The sequence below is a fragment of the Arthrobacter sp. P1_B11 genome (assembly GCF_056406715.1).
The window spans coordinates 135,548-157,010 of record NZ_JBFTZQ010000002.1 but is presented as its reverse complement, the minus strand read 5'-3'; the positions used below and the strand labels follow the sequence as shown (position 1 = coordinate 157,010).

The window sequence follows — 21,463 nt, the reverse complement described above, 5'->3', positions numbered from 1 at the left end:
AGCCTCGCGGGTTATAACGAAATAGCGGCATGATTCCGGCTGCGCGGGTGTCACCTCGCCGTGCCGGAGTGCCTGACGGTAGGCTCTTCAGGAGATACACAGCGTTGCCTGGTCTCGACCCGGAGCGCGGACGCCTACGGAAGTGAAGCTGCAGTGAACGACAATACTCCGACCCCGTCCGGACGGCTCGATCCGCAGCTGGATCCGCAGCCGGGAGCCGACGATCCTGCGATTGATCCTGCCAACGATTCAGACGAGCCGGCGTTCGAATGGATGACGGCTGCCCCGTCGTCCCGGCCGGCCGACGGGCGCGGCCTCTCGGACCGCGGGAATGAAACCCGCAACGACGCAGTCCCCGCGAACGCAGCCATGGACGACGCAGCCACCGAAGGCAGCAGCCGCCGTGAAGACCAGGCGCGGGACGAACCAGCCCAGCCAGGCAGCAGGGCCGACCGCAAAGCAGCCGAGGCTGCCGCTGCGGACAATGCCACGGCTGAGGCGCCGGACACCGCCCCACCAGCATCCGGGCCCGCCTCAGGCGCCCACTTCAGCGAACCGCTGCCAACCTCGGCCCTCCAGATCCGCCCTCCGCGCGAAGACGTGGAGCGGCGCAACGCGGAGCGCGAGCAGGCGGCGAACGCCAAGCCGGTGCTGCCGCGCGTCATGCAGGTCCTGCTGGCTGTTTTCTACCCCGTGATCCTCCTGGTCCTTGCCGTGCGCGCAGTGACAAGTCCTCTCTTTCTCTGGGCGGAGTACCACCGCCCGGGCTTTCCGGGCGACGGCTATGGCTTCAATTCCGACGACCGCATGACCTACGGATCCTACGCCGTGGATTACCTGAGTAACTGGTCGGGGCCCCGGTACCTGGGCGAGCTGGTGAACCGCAGCGGGGAGAAGCTCTTCAAGGACGGCGAAGTCAGCCACATGGCCGACGTCAAGCTCGTCATCCTATCGGCGTTCGGCGCCGGAGCGCTCCTGGCGCTGGTCAGCATCGCAGCCATCATTTACCTTCGCCGCCGCAGCACGGGCGGGGTTCGGCGCGGCCTGTTCGCCGGTTCCATCGTCACGCTGGCGATCATCATCGGCCTCGGCGTGCTGGCCGTGCTGGGGTGGGAACAGTTCTTCACCGAATTCCACCGGATTTTCTTCGCCAACGGTACCTGGACGTTTGCCTTGGAGGACACGCTTATCCGGCTGTTCCCCGGACAGTTCTGGGTCGACGCCGGCATCGTCATCGCGGGGCTTGTCCTGGTCGCTGCGGTGGTTACGCTGATCCTGACGTGGCCCACGCGGCGCCGCCGCGGCCTGCCGAAGGCCGTCAAAAAGTCCCGGAAAAACGATGCCGCGGACCCGGAAACAGACGCCGAAACGCCATCAGGTGAAGACCGGCCAGTTCGACTCTAAGGCTTTCAGCAGCGAGGCCAGTCAGCCGTACAGCTGCTCGAAGCAATCGTGCCTCAGATCCAGGAAGGCATCCACATCCTGATCCGCCAGTCCTGGTACGAGATGATCTCGGCAGTCCACACGGGATAGAAGAAGGCCGAGAGCAGCACCGCCCCGACGACAAACAGGACCACCCCGTAGAGTCCTGACCGCCTGCGCCACAGCGGGTCAGTCCTTCGGCCCAGGACCAGGCCGAGGCAGTACACGAGGGCGAGGATCAGGAACGGCTCGAAGGACACGGCGTAGAAGAAGAACATGGTGCGTTCCGGATACAGGAACCACGGGAGGTAGCCGGACCCCACCGCCGCCAGCACGGCGCCGGCCCGCCAGTCCCTGCGGCCTGCCCACCAGAAGAGCAGTACCGCCAGGGAAACGGTGGCAGCCCACCAGATCAGCGGGTTTCCCACCGAAAGGATGGCCGATGTGCAGTGGGCAATATCGCAGCCGGGGGAGCCTTGCTTGGGGGATTCATAGTAGAACGACGTTGGCCTGCCCATCACCAGCCAGCTCCACGCGCTCGCCTCGTAGGGATGCTCCGAGCTGAGCCCCTGATGGAACTTGTAGGCCTCCAGGTGGTAGTGCGCGAGGGACCGCACGGAGTCCGGGAGCCAGCCCCATTCAGCGCTGGGATTCGTTCTGGCCCATTGCCGGTAGTATGCATCTGTAGACCGGAACCATCCCGTCCAGGTGGCGGCGTAGGTCACCGCGGCCACCGGGACGATGCTGAGGAACGCAAAGAGGCCGTCCTTGATGATTCCCGCGCTGATCCAGCTCCGGATGCCCGCGGTCCGGCGCGCACTCAGGTCCCAGAAGACGGTCAGGAGGCCGAAGCCGGCGATGAAGAAGAGCGCCGACCACTTGGTGCCGACGGCGAGGCCGAGGCAGACACCCGCGAGGACACGCCACCACCGGATACCAAGCCAGGGCCCGCTCAGGAGCTGCAGCCGGGACGGTCTCCCGAAGGGAGAGGCGGCCGCCTGCCGGGCCAGGCGGACCGCCAGCCGGCGGCGGCCGTCGTCGCGGTCCATCAGCAGCGCCCCGAAGGCAGCCAGGATCCAGAACATGAGGAAGATGTCCAGCAGCGATGTGCGTGACATGACCAGGTGGTGGCCGTCGACGGCGAGCAGCAGCCCCGCTGCTGCCCCCAGCACCACGGACCGGAAGAGTTTTTGGGCGATCAGCGCGAGCAGCGCAACGGACAGCGTGCCCGTCAGCGCCGCTGAAAAGCGCCAGCCCAAAGGGTTGTCCGGGCCGAACAGCCACATGCCCGCGGCGATCATCCACTTGCCCACAGGCGGGTGGACCACGTATTCCGGGGTAGTCAGGAGCACCCCCGGGTTGCCCGCGACGAATGAGTCGTTGGCTTTGTCCGGCCAGCTCCGCTCGTAGCCGCTGACCAGGAGCGAGTAGGCGTCCTTGACGTAGTACGTCTCATCGAAGACCAGGCTCCGCGGCATGTCCAGGCGGTCGAACCGCAGGACTCCGCCCACCGCGGCGGTCAGTGCCGGGACCAGCCAGAACCAGAGCCTGAGGGACGGCGGGTAATCGCGCCAGCTGCGGATGCCGCCGATAAGCCGTTGGCTCAGGGCTTCGACGTTAAACGCCTCCGAGGGCCGGCTGATCCAGCCGTGACCCTCGAGGCCGCGGCCCTCGGGTGCGGCGGAAGCCGGTGTACTGGCTGAACCGGCCGCGTCAGGCCGCACGGAGGTCTGCGTCACGTGCCCATGCTACCTTTTGCTGCCTTCTGCCGCCGTGCGTCTTCTGCAGGGGTCATTTTGCCAAGTCGTTCTGCAGGGTCTTCCTTCCGCGGGGACTTGTGCCGCGGGGCCGCTGGCCGGCAGTAGGCTGGACATGTGGACCACGAACCGAGCAAGCCGCAGACCAGCACCTCCGAACCGGCCGCGGACTCGGGGCCGGACATTTCCAGCGACCGTCACGGGCGCATCATCCTGGCGGCCACGCCCATCGGCAACGTGGGCGACGCTTCGGCCAGGCTCATCGAACTGCTGGGCTCCGCCGACATCGTTGCCGCCGAGGACACCCGGCGCCTGCACCGGCTGGTGCAGAGCCTTGACGTCACCGTGAGCGGACGGGTCGTCAGCTACCACGAGCACAACGAGGCCACCAAGACAGCAGAGCTACTGGACCAGGTCCGTTCGGGCAAGACGATTGTCATGGTGACGGACGCCGGCATGCCGGCGGTTTCCGATCCCGGGTTCCGCCTGGTTGAGGGCGCCGTGGCGGCGGGGCTCACGGTCACCGCCGTTCCCGGCCCCTCCGCGGTGCTCACCGCGCTGGCACTCTCCGGCCTCCCCACCGACCGCTTCTGCTTTGAGGGGTTCCTCCCGCGCAAGGCAGGGGAGCGGGCATCGCGGCTGGCGGATCTCGACGCCGAACGCCGCACCATGGTCTTCTTCGAAGCACCCCACCGGCTGGAACCCATGCTCCGGGCGCTGCATGAACGGTTCGGGCCGGACCGTAAAGCAGCCGTGTGCCGCGAGCTGACGAAGACGTATGAGGAAGTCATTCGCGGATCCTTGCGTGAACTGCTCCAGTGGGCGGAGACCAACGAGGTCCGCGGTGAAATCGCCGTGGTTGTGGGTGGCGCGCCGGAGCAGGCTCCGGGAACACCGGAGGATAATGTGGCCGCCGTCAACGAGCTGGTTTCGCAGGGCCTCCGGCTCAAGGACGCCGTGGCCGCCGTGGCCGAGGAGGCTCGAGTCAGCAAGCGGGAGCTTTACGCAGCGGTGCTCGCAGCGCGCTAATTCCAAGGCGGCTTGGGCTGTGCAGGTGCACAGCGGATGGGCTCACCTGTAGTGCGCGCATGCGTAGACATTGGAGAGACGCGGGCAGTACCGTGGCATTAAACCAGCCAAGAAAGCCGAAGGCAGCGGGCACCACGTCCGCTGCAGGAGCTGAACAACCCGCAACCCCAATTGCTGACGAGGGAGTCACCGTGTCTGTTATTGCACAGTCCACTGTTACCGCAGAGCGCGAAAGCGAACTGCTCGCATCTGTTCCCACTGGCCTGCTCATCAACGGCGAGTGGCGTCCCGCGGCGTCGGGCAAGACCTTCGACGTCGAGGATCCTTCCACGGGCAAGGTCCTGCTGAGCATCGCTGACGCGGGCCCCGAGGACGGCATGGCCGCCCTTGACGCGGCCGCCGCCGCGCAGGATTCCTGGGCGAAGGTCCCTGCCCGTGAACGCGGCGAGATCCTGCGCCGGGCGTTTGAGCTAGTTACCGAGCGGGCCGAGGACTTCGCGCTGCTGATGACCTTGGAAATGGGCAAGCCGCTGGCCGAGGCCCGTGGCGAGGTCACCTACGGCGCCGAATTCCTGCGCTGGTTCTCCGAGGAAGCCGTCCGTGCGTTCGGCCGATACTCGGTGTCCCCGGACGGGAAGTCCCGTCTGCTGGTCACCAAGAAGCCTGTGGGTCCGTGCCTGCTGATCACCCCGTGGAACTTCCCGCTCGCCATGGCCACGCGCAAGATCGCCCCGGCCGTTGCCGCCGGCTGCACCATGGTCCTGAAGTCCGCGAACCTCACCCCGCTGACGTCCCAGCTGTTCGCCGCCGTCATGCAGGAGGCCGGCCTGCCCGCCGGTGTCCTGAACGTGATCCCCACGTCCACGGCCGGTGCCACCACGGGCCCGCTGGTCAAGGATGCCCGGCTGCGCAAGCTGTCCTTCACGGGCTCCACCGAAGTTGGCCGCCGCCTGCTCTCGGACGCCTCCGAGACGGTGCTGCGGACCTCGATGGAGCTCGGCGGCAACGCCCCGTTCGTGGTGTTCGAGGACGCCGACGTGGATGCCGCCGTCGCCGGGGCCATGCTGGCGAAGCTACGCAACATGGGTGAGGCCTGCACGGCAGCGAACCGCTTCATCGTGCACGAATCCGTCGCGGACGAGTTCGCCGAGAAATTCGCCGCGAAGATGGCGGACATGACCACCGCCCGCGGCACCGAGGCGGACTCCAAGGTGGGCCCGCTGATCGACGCCAAGAGCCGGGACAAGGTCCACGAACTCGTCACCGATGCCCTCGCCTCCGGAGCCACTGCCGTCGTCGGCGGAGCTCCCGTCGACGGGCCCGGCTACTTCTACCAGCCCACCCTCCTCAAGGGCGTCACCGAAGGCACCCGGATCCTGTCCGAGGAAATCTTCGGACCAGTGGCCCCCATCATCACCTTCGGCACCGAAGACGAGGCCATCCGACTGGCCAACAACACCGAGTACGGACTCGTTGCCTACGTTTTCACCAAGGACCTGAACCGCGGTATCCGGATGGGCGAACGCCTTGAGACCGGCATGCTCGGCCTGAACGCCGGCGTCGTATCCAACGCAGCGGCACCGTTTGGCGGCGTCAAGCAGTCCGGCTTGGGACGCGAGGGCGGCCTCGAGGGCATCGAGGAATACCTCTACACCCAGTACATCGGCATCGCCGACCCCTACGCCGGCTAGCCTTCGCGCAACCGCCGCAGGCCGTCGCGGGCCCTGTTCCAGGAGCCCGCGGCGGCGCGTCCGGCTTTTGCCGCGACGCGGCCTGCGGCCCGGAAGGGCGCACCCGCGATTCTGCCGAAGCGGGACATGACCGACGGCGGCAGCCAGTCCGCGCGAAGCCGGCCGGGAAGGCCGGCGTTGCGGCGCAACGCCTTTCGCACCGCACGGATCTTGTCTGCCGCGGAGGGGTCCGGCAGCCGGACGGTCTCAGCGGGACCGGCCGTCTCAACCGGGCTGCCCGGCCGTCCGTACTGATGGCGTTCGAAGGCGCCAGTGAGGTCCGTCACCGCTGCCTCAGCCGCGCGATGCACCAAATCCTCCGAGGCTTCGGGCCCCGCTTTGTCGGACCGGATCAGTGCCGGTGAACCCCGGAAGCGGGCAGAAAAGGTGCGGGGCGTTTCACTGGGTACTGGCCGTACGCCATAGTCCGTGGCGAGGTCCTGAAGCTCAGCCCACGCGAGCGGTGCCATTGCCTGCCCCTTCTGCGCTGCCTGCCCGTTCCTCGCAGCCTGCCCGTTCCGGGCCGGTCCCCTCAGGCGCCGCCGCCGCAGGCTGGTTCGGAAGAGCCGCGGGGTAGCGGCAACCAGGACCAGCAGGAGCGCGGCTGCCGTACCGTAGAGCGCCGGAACCAGTTGGCTCCCGGAAGTGGTTCCCCCCGTCCCTGGAAGGGGGAGGGGTGCCGGTCCGGGCGCGGGAGCGGCAGTGGCACCACTGGTGGGCAGCAGGCCGTCGTTGTTCCCATCATTCGTGCTGGCCCCCCCGGAGGACGAAGAGTCCTGGGCATACGGCGGCACCACACCGCGCGACGGAGTGGGCTCGAACGGAACCCAGCCGAGTCCCTGGAAATACAGTTCCGGCCAGGCATGTGCGTCGCGGGCGTCCACCTCGAACTCGGGAAGTGCTCCCTGGCCCGCGACGGACACCGTGGCCCCGGTCAGTCTGCCCGGGGCATAGCCCACCGCGATCCGGCTGGGGATCCCCTCGACCCTGGCCATCACGGCCATGGCAGACGCGAAGTGGATGCAGTAGCCGCTCTTTTGTGTCAGGAAGTCCGCAAGCACGGACAAGCCGTTGCCGTCATAGCCGCCCTGGACCGGCGATTCCAGGGAATAGGTGAAGTCTCCGGCACGCAGGTACCTCTGGATTGCCATCGCCTTTTCATACGCGGTTCTGCCGTTTTGCGTTATGGAGTCGGCGGTTGTCCTGACGATGTCCGGCACGTTGGCGGGTGGTCTGATGAACTCGTCGGGGATCCCCCGCACGGGGGCCGAAGACTGGTCCAGAAGCTCCGTCGTCAGTTTCGGGGCCGAGGACCGGACCAAGTACTGCTGGTTTCTCGAGTTGGTGTCCGTGCCCTTGATGCTCAGTGTGGCAGGATCCCAGCTCCACCTGCCGGTCAGGCCGTTAACCGCCTCAGGGGCGTAGGGCACCGGAAGGTAAGGGCTGGTGAAATCCCCGGTATTGACAGCCGTGACCTCGCGGACCTGTTCCGGCGCCAGGATCTCATGGCCCACCTCCATGCGGCCGGCGCCCGCCCGTCGGGTCGAATCGCGGTCATCGGGTGACCAGGCATCGCCGTCGAACCGGTCCACGGTCACGGAGCGCAGATAGAGCGGGGTGGTCGCATTGGTGGCATACGTGATCCGGCCGTCGCCTGTCGGCTGGCGCAGGCTGTTCCCCAGGCTGATCATGGGGTTAAGGCCATTGGATGAGGCCCACGGATTCAGCCGTGAACCCTGGGGGAAGGTGCCCTCGTCGAAGCCCGGGATGACCAGCTGCAGCAGCAGTGTGGCCACCAGCGCAACGGCGCCGGTCATTGCGGCGCGCTTGACCTGGCCGGGATTCCGGGCGGTGTCAGCCTGGATGCGTGAATCCGGAGCGAACCACTGGCTGCAGGCGAGAATGAGCAGGAACCCGGCACCCGTTGCGAGGAATCCCGCCAGACCGACGCTTTGCGGCTTGATCATGGCCGGCACCACGAGTACGGCCAGCAGGCCCAGGCCGCTTGTGGCCGGCATGCCCAGTGGCAGGGCAAGCGCGTCCACGAGAATGACCACCAGCCCCAGGGCGGCGCAGGTGACGAGAACGATGCCGGCGTTCGGAGCCACCGGCGAGCTCTCGGACAGCACCGTCTCGCTGGCCCGGCGGAGATACCTGCCCAGCGCGGCCATGGTGGCGTCGGACGGGATGAAGCCCACAATGCTGTCCCGCCGGAAAAACGTGAAGGTCAGGATGAACACCAGCGAAACGAAGGCCCCCAGGGTGACCAGCAACGGCTGGGACCTCAGGGCGCGGAGTCCGGCCACGGCCAGGGAAACCACCACGATGGTCGTGAGCACGGGCAGGTACCAACCCCAGCCCCTGAGCACGCCGTTGAGGGACAGTGCCGCCCCGGCCACGGCGAACGCCACGGCTCCTGACATGGCCCACGGGTAGGCGCCGGCACCGGGCCGCCGCGGGCTCCGGCCGGGCGAGACTGGGGACGGCCGGGAACTGGCGTCCGTCTGGCGCTGGGGGGCAAGCGTCACCGCGCCACCCCCGCACCCCGGCGTACGTCGGCAGCCGCGGCTGAAAGGGCCCCTCCGCCTTCATCGAAGAAGGTCCACGCGGCGGGCAGTGATGTGGAGGCATCCACTGCGACGGCTCGCCAGCCGCCGAGGCGCAGGGCCTCAAGTGCATCGTGGGACTCCGCGGGCCTGTCGCTGATCACGATGGCGAAAGCGTTTGCGGCGTAGCCCGCGGCGGGCGCCAACGACCGGGCCTCGGCCAGCGTAATTTTGCCGAGGACCGCCAGAACCGGACCGCGCATTCGGTGGGCTGCGAGCTTGTCAATGAGCCGGTCGTCGAAGACAGCCTGCCCGTATTCGGTGCTCCCGGCATGCTCCCTGCGGGCCGTGTCATGGTCCCGGCGCATGTGGTGCGGGCCGGACAGCTGGATGGCGGCCAGGCTTTCGGCGATGGACTGGAGTCCGCCTGCTCCGCTGTATTCCTCATTGTCGGGTTCGGGTGCGGAGGGTGAGCGGTGAAAGGCAGGTTCCCCCGCGGCGTCCAGGAACCGGAGGGCGTAATTGCGCTCGGCGAGGTGCGCGCTGACGGACATGGTGGCCGTGACAGCCCACTCGAAGGTGTCACTTGTGATGAGGTCGTGGCCGTCATCACCGCCGGCACCGCTGAATACCGACCCGAAGCCGGTGGAGTACGCGATGAACCGCTGGTCCAGGATGATCGTCGCCTCCGGCGTGGTGACCGATTCCTCCTGCCTGACCATCAGAACGCCGTGGCGTGCGGTCGCGGGCCAATGGACCCGCCGCATCGGATCACCGTGCCGGTACTCCCTGGTCATGACGTCGTCGTCACTGGGATTGGCCCGGATCCGGGTTGCCGTGATGCCGTCGTTTCCCCGGGCCCCGGCCAGTCCCGTCGCAGGAAGTTCGACGGCGGCCGGCGTCACGGTAAGTGTGTCGCCGTCGTCAATGGTGTGCCTGTGCAGCGACAGCCCGAACGGATCTGTGAACTCGGCCGTCACCGGGCCGATCAGGAACTGCCCCCGCTTCCCGGAGCGGAGCCGGTACTCGTAGCGGCTCGTTCCGCCGCTGGCGGACCTGGCGGGAAACCGGAACGCCGGCGATTCCCCAAATCTCGTCGGAAGTCGTTCCTCCATGATCACCCTGCCAACTCCCGGGCCTGTCCTGGCAACGGCCAGCCGCACGGTGGTGATGGAGGCTGTTTCGACAGTGGACGGGCTGAACTCGCGGTACACGCGGAACCGGGGCTTGACCAGCCTGATGCCGGCGAGGGAAATAAGGGGCAGCACCACCAGCAGCACGCCCAGGGCGAGGAGATCCCGGCGGCCCATGAGTTGGGCGTAGAGCAGGGAAATGACACCGGCGGCGAGGAGTCCCCAGCCGCGGGAGCTGAAAAGGTGGCGGGGGAGGCTGTCGAGCAGTGCCACGGCGAATCCTGACTAGCGGCTGGGCCGCAGTTCGGGGGACGGCCGCGCGGTAGGCGCGCCCGGGGATCCGGCCGCCCTGGCTTGCCGGGAGGCGTGGGCGGACTCGGTCATCTCCTGACTGACGGGAAGCTTGGCGAGTACTCCGCGGATCACGCTCTGCGGCGTCTCGCCGGTGCTGGCTGCTTTGCGGTCGAGGATGATCCGGTGCGCCAGCACCGATTCTGCAACGGCGACGACGTCGTCCGGCAGCACGAAGTCCCTGCCGTCCAGCGCCGACGTGGCCTTGGCCGCGCGAAGCAGCTGAAGCATGGAACGCGGGCTGGCCCCAAGGCGCAGCATGGCGCTGTCCCGGGTTGCCCGCCCCACTGCAACGGTGTACTCCTTGACGGACTGCGAAACGTACACCCGCTGGACCGTGGCAATCATCGCGGCGACGTCCGCGGACGTAACCACGGAAGACACACGGGCCAGCGGGGACGTGGCCTGGTGCGTTTCCAGCATTTCGATTTCGGAGTCCTTGTCCGGGTAACCCATGGAGATCCTGGCCATGAAGCGGTCCCGCTGGGCTTCCGGAAGGGGATAGGTCCCTTCCATCTCGATCGGATTCTGGGTGGCCACCACCATGAATGGTTCAGCGAGTTTGTATGACTTTCCGTCCACCGTCACCTGGTGCTCCTCCATGCATTCGAGCAGGGCGGACTGCGTCTTTGCCGAGGCGCGGTTGATTTCGTCACCGATGACGATATTCGCGAAGACCGCGCCGGGACGGAACTCAAACTGGCGCGACGACTGGTTATAGATGGACACGCCGGTAACGTCGGAGGGAAGAAGGTCCGGAGTGAACTGGATCCGGCTGACTGAGCAGTCGATCGTGCGCGCCAGCGTCTTGGCGAGGAGCGTCTTGCCCACGCCGGGCACGTCCTCCAGGAGCAGGTGGCCCTGGGCGAGCAGGACCGTGAGTGCGAGCTTCGCTGCCTCGGCTTTGCCGTCGATCACCGTATTAATGGCGTCCAGGATGCGTTCGGTCGCGGCGCGGAAGGCCGCGGCGTCCAGGGCTGACTGTTTGTGGCCGTTAAGCTGGTTTCCGCCCTGCGCAGCAGTTCCTGCGAAGCCTTGCCCGCCCGGGAGTACTTCATCCATCGTGGTGCGTCGGTGCGGTTCCATCGGCAACCTTTCATCCCTGGGTGGCGCGCGGAACGGAGCGGCGGAAGTCTGCCGTTGCCCGTCTTGGGCGTTAACATCTGTCCGTACCAGCGTACTAACACAACTGCCGTACCTGACAGAGAGTTCCGGGTAAATCTGCACCCGCTGCCTGGACGGCCCGGGGCCGCCTCGGCTCTTCCGCGGGCTTACGTCCGCCGCAGCTAGGCTGGAGGGATGTGTAACTCCCTGACTCCCCGCCCCTATCGCGAGCCCGGCAGCGACGGTTCCGGCAAGCAGGGCTACCCGCCTGCGCCCGCGCCCCTGCCCGTTCCCGTGATGGACAACCACACGCATCTCGACTTCCCAGGCGCCGACATCCAGGTAGAGGTCGGCGCTGCCCTGGACGCCGCCGAGGCGGTAGGGGTCCGCGGTGCCGTGCAGGTTGGCACCGACCTGGAATCCTCCAGGTTCACGGTTCGTGCCGTTGACATGGATGCCCGGTTGCTCGGTGCCGTGGCGATCCACCCTAACGATGCCCCCGAGTATGCCCGGCGGGGTGAGTTGGAGGCTGCGCTGCGGGAGATCGAGGATCTCGCCTCCCATCCCCGGATCCGGGCGATTGGGGAAACCGGTCTGGACTTCTTCCGCACCGAGGGAGAGGGGCTGGTCCACCAGCGCTATTCGTTCCGGCGGCATATCGACATTGCCAAACGGCTGGACCTGACCCTGCAGATCCATGACAGGGACGCCCACGAGGACGTCGTGCAGGTCCTGCGGGAAGAGGGCACCCCGGACCGGGTGGTGTTCCACTGTTACTCCGGCGACGAAGACCTGGCCAGGATCTGCAACACGGAAGGGTGGTTCATGTCCTTCGCCGGAACGCTCACCTTTAAGAATGCGGGAAACCTCAGGGCTTCACTGGCTGCTGCGGATCCCGAACTCGTCCTGGTCGAAACCGACTCGCCCTTCCTCACCCCGCACCCGCACCGGGGACGGCCCAACGCGAGCTACATGGTCCCCTACACAGTGCGGGCCATGGCCGAATTGACAGATTCGGACCTCGCCGGCCTGTGCAGTCAAATCAGCGCCAATACCCTGAGGGCATATGGATCCTGGGACTGACCGCTCGGCCTGAAGAAGCCCCCTTCTGCATACGCGGTATGTGATAATTTGGCCGCTTTATAACGGATCGATTACAGTGAAGAACTATTAGCCGGGGTCGGGGAAGGCCTCCGGATGATGTCACTCACTTTTCAGGCAGGGCGCCTCTGGTGCCCTGCCCTGTGAGTGTGGCGGCGCACATGCCTGCTGCAGACCTCCGGCCTGTCCGGATCCACCCTTGGGGTGACTGCCGCGGAGAGCTCTGTGCGTTTTTCCCCGTGCCCGGATGGTTCAAAAGATACGGGCAATCGTGATCAAGTTCTTCACGTCGGACGGCAAGTTCAGTTTCGTCAAGGTAGCCGCCCAAATGGTGGTGCTCTCGGCGCTCGTGCTGGGGCTGGTTGCCTTTGTGGGCAACAACAAAACAGTCACCCTGAACGTTGACGGCAAAGTGAGTTCCGTTCAGACGTTTGGCGGCACCGTGGCCCAGGTGGTCAGGGGCGCCCAGGTGGAGCTGCACGCCGCCGACCGCGTGTCACCGTCGCCGGAGGCGCACGTTGAGAACGGCTCGGTGATCAACGTCAACCTGGCCAAGGCAGTGAAAGTGAGCCTGGACGGCGCTGAAAAGACTGTCAGCACCACTGCCCCGGACGTTGCCGGACTCGTAACCCAGCTCGGGGTGGCCAGTGCTTCCGAACTTTCGGTTCCGAAGAGCGCCCACCTGTCCGTTGACGGCTCCTTTGTCGCCATCTCCACGCCGAAGACGGTGAGTATCCTTGCCGACGGCAAGGCCGCCAAGACCACCACCACGGCCACTAACGTTGGAGAGGTGCTCAAGGACGCCGGCGTGAGGCTGGCAGCCGCAGACCGCACCTCCCAGCCGGCCAACGCGCACGTGGTCAACAACATGGTGATTAAGGTTTCCAGAGTGGACACCAGCAAGACCGCCACCGTCACCGAAGAAGTTGCCTTCAAGACGCTGACCGTGGAAAGCGCCGACGTTCTCAAGGGCGAAGAGGAAGTCACGCAGGAGGGCGTTCCCGGGACCGTGACGAAGAAGTTCAAGCTCGTGCTGGTCGATGGCCGCGAAGCCTCCCGCACGCTTGTCTCCACGACGGCAACTCTTGAGCCGGTAACGGAAAAGATCACCGTGGGCACCAAGGAGAAGCCCAAGCCCGCAGCCGCCGCGAAGACGGAAGCCGCCAACTCTGGTGCGGCGGCCCCCGCCATGATGAATGAAGCCATGTGGGACAAGATCGCGCAGTGCGAATCGACCGGCAACTGGTCGATCAACAACGGCAACGGTTACTACGGCGGCCTGCAGTTCGACATCCAGACCTGGATCGGCGCCGGCGGCGGAGCCTACGCCCCGAACGCCAGCCAGGCCTCGAAGGCGCAGCAGATCGACGTCGCCAACCGCGTCTATGCAGAGCGCGGCCTCTCGCCGTGGGGCTGCGGCTGGGCAGCCGGCAGCTGACCACGGCCGCTGAGGCCACGAAAGGCCGGGTCCGGAGTCTCCGGGCCCGGCCTTTCGTGGCCTGCCAGCTGCCGAACCGCGGCGGCACCCGCCGCGGGATAGGATACCTAGGTGACTGACCCGACTCCTTCCGCCCCCGGTACCGCGCCTGCTCCTCTGTTTGGTGCGTCAGATATCCGCAGGCTGGCCGAGGAAATCGGCGTCCGTCCCACGAAGACGCTGGGCCAGAACTTTGTCATCGACGGCAACACGATCCGCAGGATTGTGGCGGCAGCGGGCGTCGGGCCGGACGAAACGGTCCTCGAAATCGGGCCTGGTCTCGGTTCGCTGACGCTGGGGCTGCTGGATGCCGCGAAGTCCGTTGTCGCCGTCGAAATTGATCCTGTGCTGGCGGCCAAGCTGCCTGAAACTGTCAGGCAGTGGAGGCCGGAGGCTGCCAGCGAATTCCACCTCGTGCGCGCCGACGCCATGAAGGTCACCGAGCTCCCGGTGGAGCCCACGTCGCTCGTGGCGAACCTTCCGTACAACGTCGCTGTTCCCGTAGTCCTTCACCTCCTGCAGCATTTCCCATCGATCCGTCATGGTCTGGTAATGGTTCAGGACGAGGTGGCGGACCGTCTTGCCGCCGGTCCCGGTTCCAAAATTTACGGTGTGCCGTCCGTCAAGGCCGCGTGGTACAGCACCATGCGCAAGGCCGGAGTGATCGGCATGAACGTGTTCTGGCCGGCCCCCAAGATCCAGTCGGGGCTCGTGGCCTTTACCCGCCGGGAGCCACCGGCCACCACCGCCAGCCGGGAGCGCGTCTTTGCCGTGATCGATGCGGCCTTTGCCCAGCGCAGGAAAACCCTTCGCGCGGCCCTGGCCGGGTGGGCCGGCAGTGCGGCCGAGGCGGAGCGCTGCCTCGTCGCGGCCGGGGTGGACCCCACGGCCCGCGGTGAGGTCATCGACATTGCCGCTTTCGCCCGGATCGCCGAGGCCCGCCAGGCCGCGGACGCTTGACCGGCCGGGGCAAGCGGCCGGCGACAGCGTCCCTGGGTGACGCCAGGAGGCCGCGTCCTTCTTGGAGCCGGGCGTCGCCATGCCCTAGCTTGGAGTCATGAACGCAGTGAGAGGGCGCTTTGCGGCAAGGACCGTCCGGGTCAAAGCTCCGGGCAAAGTGAACGTCTCGCTGGACGTGGGGCCCTTACGGGCGGACGGGTATCATTCCGTGGCCAGCGTGTACCTGGCCGTCTCGCTGTATGAGGAAGTGGCCGCCACCAGCACCGCCAATGACGGCATCACCGTGAGCATCAGCCCCGCCAGCACACTTGACCTCGACGGCGTGGACATCCCGCTCGACGAACACAATCTGGCCTACAAGGCTGCCGCCATCATGGCCGAAGTGTCCGAGCACTCCACCGGAGTGCACCTGGAAATCACCAAGCGCGTGCCGGTTGCCGGCGGCATGGGCGGCGGATCCGCCGACGCCGCGGCCACGCTGCTGGCCTGCGACGCGCTGTGGAACAGCGGACTGTCCCGGGATGAGCTTGCCCATCTGGCCGCGGAGCTGGGGGCGGACGTCCCCTTTGCGCTGCTCGGAGGCACGGCCGTGGGACTTGGCGTGGGAGACGACCTCTCCCCGGCCCTGGCCAGGGCGCAGATGGACTGGGTCCTGGTCACTGCAGAGTTCGGGCTTTCGACGCCGGAGGTGTTCCGGACACTGGACCGGTTGCGGGACGCCGAAGGGGTGGAGATCGATGAACCCACGGCGGTGGATCCGAAGATCCTGCAGGCCCTGCGCAGCGGTGACCCCGATGCACTGAGCCGGGTGCTTGTCAACGACCTCCAGCGGGCCTCCATCGAACTCGCGCCCAGCCTCCGCGACACCCTCGGCCTGGGGGAGTCCTGCGGAGCCATCGCAGGGATCGTTTCGGGCTCCGGCCCCACCATCGCCCTCCTGGCGCACAACCCGGAGGCTGCCGAGGGACTCGCCGAGGAGCTGCAGCACAAGGGCCTCACGGCGTTGGCCGTCCATGGACCCGTTCCCGGTGCCCGCATCATCTCCGATACCCTCCTTTAATACCCTTCCAACTTTCTGACCCCCCCGTTTGCAGAAGAAAGCAGTTCCCAGTGGCACACCTGCTCGGCGGCGAGAACCTCATGGTCTCGTACGCAACCCGCACCGTTCTCGATGGCGTAACTCTCGGACTCGAGGAGGGCGACCGGATCGGCATGGTGGGCCGGAACGGCGACGGCAAGTCCACGCTCATGCGCCTGCTGGCGCTGCGGTCCACGCCTGATTCCGGCCGGGTCACCAAGCGTGGGGACGTCAACATCGGCTACCTGGATCAAAGCGACGTGCTCGACGGCGACCTCACGGTCGGTGCCGCCATCGTCGGCGACCAGGCGGACTACGAATGGGCCCGCAACCCGCAGATCCGCGAGGTCATGGGCGGGCTCGTGTCGGACGTCGACTGGCACGCCAACGTCCACGCGCTCTCCGGCGGCCAGAAACGGCGCGTGGCGCTGGCGAAGCTCCTCATCGAGGACCACGACGTCATCATGCTTGACGAGCCCACGAACCACCTCGACGTCGAAGGCGTCGCATGGCTGTCCCGGCACCTGAAGACCCGGTGGCGGGCGAACCAGGGCGCGTTCCTCGTGGTCACCCACGACCGCTGGTTCCTCGACGAAGTCTGCACCAAGACGTGGGAAATCCACGACGGCATCATGGACCCGTTCGACGGCGGTTACGCCGCCTACGTGCTGGCCCGCGCCGAGCGCGACCGCTCCGCATCGGTGGTGGAAAGCAAACGCCAGCAGCTCGTCAAGAAGGAACTGGCCTGGCTCCGCAGGGGCGCCCCGGCCCGCACGGCCAAGCCCAAGTTCCGGATCGAGGCCGCCAACGCCCTGATTGCGGACGTGCCCGAACCGCGTGATTCGACGGCGCTGAGTAAGATGGCCACGGCGCGCCTTGGCAAGGACGTCCTGGACCTTGAACACGTGTCACTGGATTTTCTGGGCGGCGACGCCGGCCAGAAGCTGTTCGACAACATCACCCTCCGCCTCGCGCCGGGTGAGCGGCTGGGGCTCGTGGGCGTCAACGGGGCCGGCAAGACCACCCTGCTGAAACTGCTCAACGGCGAGATCCAGCCCAGCTCCGGGAAGGTCAAACGCGGCAAGACGGTCGTCACCGCGGTCCTCACCCAGGAAGTCAAGGAGCTCGACGACGTCTCGGACCTGCGCGTGATCGAAGTGATCGAGCGCGAAAAACGCTCCTTCAACGTCGGCGGCAAGGAATTCACCGCCGGCCAGCTTGTGGAGCAGCTCGGTTTCACCAACGAGAAGCAATGGACCCCGGTCAAGGACCTCTCCGGTGGCGAACGCCGGCGCCTCCAGCTCCTGCGGCTGCTGGTGGGGGAGCCGAACGTGCTGATGCTGGACGAACCGACCAACGACCTCGACACCGACACCCTCGCCGCCGTCGAAGACGTGCTCGACGGCTGGCCCGGCACGCTCGTCGTCGTCAGCCACGACCGCTACCTGCTGGAGCGAGTCACGGACCACCAGATGGCCCTGCTGGGCGACGGCAAGATCCGTGCCCTGCCGCGCGGAGTGGACCAGTACCTCGAACTCCGCGAGTCCGCCCTCGCCGGTTCCACGGTCACCGGCGGCGGAAACCCTGTCACGTCGGCCAGCTCCGCCCCGGCCCAGGCCGTCTCGGGAGCTTCGGAAGCCGAAAAGCGCGACGCCCGCAAGGCCAAGAACCGCATCGAACGGCAGCTGGGCAAGATCACCCAGCAGGAAGAAAAAATCCACGCCCAGATGACGACGGCTTCCGCGGACCCCTCCGCCGTCGGTCAGCTCGCGGAACTGAACAAAAAGCTCAAAGACCTCTCCGCAGACCGCGAAGCCCTGGAGCTCGAATGGCTCGAGGCGCTCGAAGTCCTGGGGGAGTAGCTCCGGGCGGGGTGCAGCTTGGGCGCCGGACGGCGGCCCTTCCGCGTCGCTTAGACACAGGGCAAAAGGGACGCTTCGGTCGCTGGGCGACCTCCACGTCCCGATGCCCTGCGATGCGCTCCTTTCGGAAGAACCGCCGTTCGGCCGTTAAGCGTCCAACTCACCGGACGTCCCCGAACGGAACGATCGGCAATAGTGGTGCGGGGGACCTTCGCGTAGGAGCGCATCGCGAGCCATCGGGCCCTCAAGGTCGCTCAGCGACCGTTGGGCCCCTATGGCTCGTGTCTAAGCGACGGCGAAGGGCCGCTGCAGCGCGGAGGTGACCACGGCGAAGGCTCACGGCTCGCTGCGCAGCTCGGGTTCCTTCTTGAGGCCGGTCAGGCCGTTCCAAGCGAGGTTCACGAGGTGCGCAGCCACAGCGTGTTTGTCGGGCCGCCGGCCGTCCTGCCACCATTGGCCGGTCATGGCGACCATGCCCACCAGCATCTGGGCGTACATGGCGCCGTCGGCGGCGCTGAATCCGCGGCGGGCGAATTCGTCGGACAGGATGTGCTCCACGCGCTCCGTAATGTGGGACAGCAGGGTGGAAAAGGCGCCTTCCGGCTGCGACGGGGGAGCGTCGCGCATGAGGATGCGGAAGCCGTCGGTGCGGTCCTCGATGTACGTCAGCAACGCCAAGGCAGCACGTTCCACCAGGACCCGGGGCTTGGCTTCGTCGGCGAGGGCGTCGTTGATGGAGGCCAGCAGGATCCTGAACTCAAACTCCACCACCTGGGTGTACAGACCTTCCTTCGAGCCGAAGTGCTCATAGATCACCGGCTTGGAGACACCTGCGGCAGCGGCGATTTCCTCGATCGTGGTGCCGTCGAGGCCACGCAGCGCGAACAGTCCGCGCCCCACGTCGACCAGCTGGGAACGCCGTTGGGGTCCGGTCATCCGGGACCGCGGGATGCGCGCCGGAGCGGCATCCGCCTTCGCCATCGGGTTCCCCGCGCCCTCGGCTGTCACTGTGCTGTTGCTCACCGTCCAATCATGCCTTACGCCAACACGGACGCTGGTGGTCCTGGGCGGGTGCTGCCCGCTGTGCAGGCCGCCTCTTTGACGGGGCTGGCGGCACGCGTTGGCCGAGGTCGCACGAGCCTCGGCGTTCGTGGCAGAATTGGTTCTCGTGCCTTGGCTTCGTGCCTGGCATGATCCGCCCTGGTGTAATGGCAGCACCCCGGCCTTTGGAGCCGTGGAGTATAGGTTCGAATCCTATGGGCGGAACTGCTGCATCAGAGGTGTCCAGTAGGATAAGCCTGTTGCCGGCTCCGGGCACAGGCTCGGACGACGCCGCGCATGTAGTACCGCGCAATCGACCAAGGAGAGCCTGTACGTGAGCCCCGAGAAGTCCGGCCCAGCCGCCGTAATCGTCTTAGCTGCAGGTGCCGGTACCCGGATGAAGTCCCGTACCCCCAAGATTCTCCACGAAATCGGCGGCCGTTCGATGGTGGGACACGCACTGCTGGCCGCGCGCAGCATCAGCCCGCAGCGGCTGGCCCTCGTGGTCCGTCACGAGCGGGACCGTGTGGCCGCCCACCTCGCAGAGCTGGACCCGAGCGCCCTGATCGTCGACCAGGACGAGGTTCCCGGCACCGGACGGGCCGTCGAAGTCGCGCTGGAGGCCCTGGATGCTGCCGCCCCTGTCGCGGGAACCGTTGTGGTGACCTACGGCGACGTGCCGCTGCTTACCGGCGAGATGCTCGCCGAACTTGTTTCAACCCACGAGTCCGAAGGCAACGCCATCACGGTCCTGACCGCGCTGCTCGATGATGCCACGGGCTACGGCCGCATCCTGCGCGGAGCCGACGGAACGGTGACCGGCATCCGCGAGCACAAGGATGCCTCCGACTCCGAGCGCGAAATCCGTGAAATTAACTCCGGAATCTACGCCTTCGACGCAGCAGTGCTGCGGGACGCCCTCCGGCACGTCACTACCGACAACTCGCAGGGCGAGAAGTACCTGACCGACGTCCTCGGGCTGGCCCGCAAGGCCGGCGGCAGGGTTGCCGCGGTGGTCACCGCCGATCGCTGGCAGGTCGAAGGCGCCAATGACCGTGTGCAGCTTGCGGCCCTCGGCGCAGAGCACAACCGCCGCATCGTGGAAGCATGGATGCGCTCCGGCGTCACGGTGGTGGATCCCGCCACAACCTGGATCGATTCCACCGTCACCCTGGCTGAGGACGTCCGGATCCTGCCCAACACGCAGCTGCACGGCAGCACCACCGTGGCGAGGGACGCCGTCGTCGGCCCAGACTCCACGCTGACCGATGTCCGCATCGGCGAGGGAGCCAAAGTGACCCGCACGCACGGTTCCGGTGCGGTCATCGGCGCGGCGGCCACTGTGGGTCCGTTCACTTACCTGCGCCCCGGCACTGTCCTGGGGGAGACCGGCAAGATCGGCGCCTTCTACGAGACGAAAAACGTCACCATTGGCCGCGGCTCCAAGCTGTCCCACCTGGGCTACGCCGGTGACGCCGAAATCGGCGAGGACACCAACATCGGCTGCGGCAACATCACTGCCAACTACGACGGCGAGAAGAAGCACCGCACGGTGATCGGCTCGGGCGTCCGCACCGGTTCCAATACAGTATTCGTCGCTCCTGTCACGGTGGGGGACGGCGCCTACAGCGGCGCCGGTGCCGTGATTCGCAAGGACGTTCCCGCAGGCGCCCTGGCGCTGTCCATGGCCGCGCAGCGCAATGCCGAGGGTTGGGTTACCGCCAACCGTCCTGGCTCGCTCTCCGCGGACCTGGCGGCGGCAGCCGGCAAAGCCAGTAACGACTCCTCAATTTCCCCGGCATCTACAGAAGAGGGCAAGCAACCATGACCGAAATTACGGCTCGCGGCGAAAAGAAGCTGGTGCTCGCCGCAGGGCGTGCGCACCCGGAGCTTGCCCGGGAAATCGCCAAGGAGCTGGGCACGGAGCTGCTGCCCGTGGACGCCTACGATTTCGCCAACGGTGAGATCTACGTCCGCGCCGGTGAAAGCGTCCGCGGAACCGACGCCTTCGTCATCCAGGCACACCCGGCACCCCTGAACAACCACCTCATGGAACAGCTGATCATGATCGATTCGCTGAAGCGGGCGTCCGCCAAACGGATCACAGTGGTTTCGCCGTTTTACCCGTACTCCCGCCAGGACAAGAAGGGTCGCGGCCGGGAACCGATCTCGGCCCGTCTGGTGGCGGACCTGTACAAGACGGCCGGCGCTGACCGCATCATGAGTGTGGACCTGCACACCTCGCAGATCCAGGGCTTCTTCGACGGACCGGTGGACCACCTCATGGCCATCCCGCTCCTTGCGGACTACATCCGTACGCGGGTCGCCGCGGACAACATCACAGTTGTCTCGCCGGACACCGGCCGCGTCCGCGTGGCCGAACAGTGGGCTGAGCGCCTCGGCGGTGCGCCGCTCGCGTTCGTGCACAAGAGCCGTGACCTCACTGTTCCGAACCAGGCCGTGTCCAAGACAGTGGTGGGGCAGATCGAAGGACGCACGTGCGTCCTGATCGACGACATGATCGACACCGGCGGAACCATCTCCGGCGCTGTCCAGGTGCTGAAGAACGCGGGGGCCAAGGACGTCATCATCGCGGCGACCCACGCTGTGTTCTCCGATCCCGCGGCCCGCCGTCTGTCCGAGTCGGGCGCCCGCGAAGTGGTAGTCACCGACACGCTGCCCATCCCGGCCGACAAGCGCTTCCCTGAGCTCACCGTACTGTCCATCGCACCCTTGATTGCCCGCGCCATCCGTGAAGTGTTCGACGACGGTTCCGTCACCAGCCTGTTCGACGGCAACGCCTGACTTCCCGCCTTAGGGCGCTGGTGGGGCCGGCGTTGGGCCCGTTTTCAGGAATCGGGCCCAACGCTGG

Annotated in this window: 15 protein-coding genes and 1 tRNA gene; 11 read left to right on the top strand and 5 right to left on the bottom strand. The window is 66.8% G+C overall.

Translation table 11 applies throughout. From position 1 onward, the window contains the following. Positions 1 to 153: 153 nt before the first annotated feature. Entirely contained in the window at positions 154 to 1,404 is a 1,251-nt protein-coding gene (locus AC1D14_RS02840) for a TIGR01906 family membrane protein (protein WP_230119855.1), read from the top strand. Positions 1,405 to 1,457: 53 nt separating this feature from the next. On the opposite strand, the gene AC1D14_RS02835 is transcribed toward AC1D14_RS02840, so the two are convergent. Next, positions 1,458 to 3,161 (bottom strand): dolichyl-phosphate-mannose--protein mannosyltransferase, encoded by a 1,704-nt coding sequence (locus AC1D14_RS02835; protein WP_230119854.1) that lies wholly within the window; start codon positions 3,159 to 3,161, stop codon positions 1,458 to 1,460. 201 nt (positions 3,162 to 3,362) lie between these two features. Between AC1D14_RS02835 and rsmI the strand changes: the two genes are divergently transcribed. Further along, positions 3,363 to 4,208 (top strand): 16S rRNA (cytidine(1402)-2'-O)-methyltransferase, encoded by an 846-nt coding sequence (gene rsmI, locus AC1D14_RS02830; RefSeq protein ID WP_230119859.1) that lies wholly within the window; start codon positions 3,363 to 3,365, stop codon positions 4,206 to 4,208. A gap of 191 nt (positions 4,209 to 4,399) precedes the next feature. Beyond that, entirely contained in the window at positions 4,400 to 5,899 is a 1,500-nt protein-coding gene (locus AC1D14_RS02825) for an NAD-dependent succinate-semialdehyde dehydrogenase (protein ID WP_230119853.1), read from the top strand. Here the strand turns inward: AC1D14_RS02825 and AC1D14_RS02820 are convergent. From AC1D14_RS02820 to AC1D14_RS02810, 3 genes are read right to left on the bottom strand one after another with little or no spacing between them, the layout of a single operon-like run. After that, entirely contained in the window at positions 5,896 to 8,466 is a 2,571-nt protein-coding gene (locus AC1D14_RS02820) for a transglutaminase TgpA family protein (RefSeq protein ID WP_476968025.1), read from the bottom strand. The two genes, AC1D14_RS02825 and AC1D14_RS02820, sit on opposite strands and share 4 nt — an antisense overlap. Then, positions 8,463 to 9,890: a DUF58 domain-containing protein gene (locus tag AC1D14_RS02815; protein WP_476968024.1), complete on the bottom strand. Its 1,428-nt coding sequence runs from the start codon at positions 9,888 to 9,890 to the stop codon at positions 8,463 to 8,465. Before AC1D14_RS02815 ends, AC1D14_RS02820 begins: the two co-directional genes overlap by 4 nt. A gap of 12 nt (positions 9,891 to 9,902) precedes the next feature. Beyond that, a complete protein-coding gene (locus tag AC1D14_RS02810; protein ID WP_230119850.1) occupies positions 9,903 to 11,054 on the bottom strand; it encodes an AAA family ATPase in 1,152 nt (383 codons plus the stop codon). 213 nt (positions 11,055 to 11,267) lie between these two features. Between AC1D14_RS02810 and AC1D14_RS02805 the strand changes: the two genes are divergently transcribed. From AC1D14_RS02805 to AC1D14_RS02785, 5 genes are all read left to right on the top strand, one after another. Continuing rightward, positions 11,268 to 12,155, top strand: a complete 888-nt coding sequence (locus AC1D14_RS02805; protein WP_230119849.1) for a TatD family hydrolase — start codon at positions 11,268 to 11,270, stop codon at positions 12,153 to 12,155. A 289-nt stretch (positions 12,156 to 12,444) separates the two neighbouring features. Continuing rightward, on the top strand, positions 12,445 to 13,611 hold the full coding sequence (locus tag AC1D14_RS02800) for a transglycosylase family protein (RefSeq protein ID WP_476968023.1): 1,167 nt from the start codon (positions 12,445 to 12,447) through the stop codon (positions 13,609 to 13,611). Between the two features lie 111 nt (positions 13,612 to 13,722). Beyond that, positions 13,723 to 14,610 carry a 16S rRNA (adenine(1518)-N(6)/adenine(1519)-N(6))-dimethyltransferase RsmA gene (gene rsmA, locus AC1D14_RS02795; protein WP_230119847.1) on the top strand — a complete coding sequence of 296 codons (888 nt, stop codon included), beginning with the start codon at positions 13,723 to 13,725 and terminating at the stop codon, positions 14,608 to 14,610. 97 nt (positions 14,611 to 14,707) lie between these two features. Beyond that, positions 14,708 to 15,670 carry a 4-(cytidine 5'-diphospho)-2-C-methyl-D-erythritol kinase gene (locus AC1D14_RS02790; RefSeq protein ID WP_230119846.1) on the top strand — a complete coding sequence of 321 codons (963 nt, stop codon included), beginning with the start codon at positions 14,708 to 14,710 and terminating at the stop codon, positions 15,668 to 15,670. A 50-nt stretch (positions 15,671 to 15,720) separates the two neighbouring features. Continuing rightward, positions 15,721 to 17,550, top strand: coding sequence for an ABC-F family ATP-binding cassette domain-containing protein (locus tag AC1D14_RS02785; RefSeq protein WP_230119845.1), 1,830 nt, complete (start codon positions 15,721 to 15,723; stop codon positions 17,548 to 17,550). Positions 17,551 to 17,886: 336 nt separating this feature from the next. On the opposite strand, the gene AC1D14_RS02780 is transcribed toward AC1D14_RS02785, so the two are convergent. Continuing rightward, positions 17,887 to 18,531: a TetR/AcrR family transcriptional regulator gene (locus AC1D14_RS02780; protein WP_476968054.1), complete on the bottom strand. Its 645-nt coding sequence runs from the start codon at positions 18,529 to 18,531 to the stop codon at positions 17,887 to 17,889. A 213-nt stretch (positions 18,532 to 18,744) separates the two neighbouring features. Here AC1D14_RS02780 and AC1D14_RS02775 point away from each other — a divergent pair. The 3 genes from AC1D14_RS02775 to AC1D14_RS02765 all read left to right on the top strand — a co-directional run bounded on the left by AC1D14_RS02775 (position 18,745) and on the right by AC1D14_RS02765 (position 21,396). Further along, a tRNA-Gln gene (locus tag AC1D14_RS02775) sits at positions 18,745 to 18,816 on the top strand. Positions 18,817 to 18,925: 109 nt separating this feature from the next. Then, positions 18,926 to 20,419, top strand: coding sequence for a bifunctional UDP-N-acetylglucosamine diphosphorylase/glucosamine-1-phosphate N-acetyltransferase GlmU (gene glmU / locus AC1D14_RS02770; protein WP_230119844.1), 1,494 nt, complete (start codon positions 18,926 to 18,928; stop codon positions 20,417 to 20,419). Then, positions 20,416 to 21,396: a ribose-phosphate diphosphokinase gene (locus AC1D14_RS02765; RefSeq protein WP_230119843.1), complete on the top strand. Its 981-nt coding sequence runs from the start codon at positions 20,416 to 20,418 to the stop codon at positions 21,394 to 21,396. The genes glmU and AC1D14_RS02765 overlap by 4 nt, the downstream gene beginning before the upstream one ends. The last annotated feature ends 67 nt before the right edge of the window (positions 21,397 to 21,463 follow it).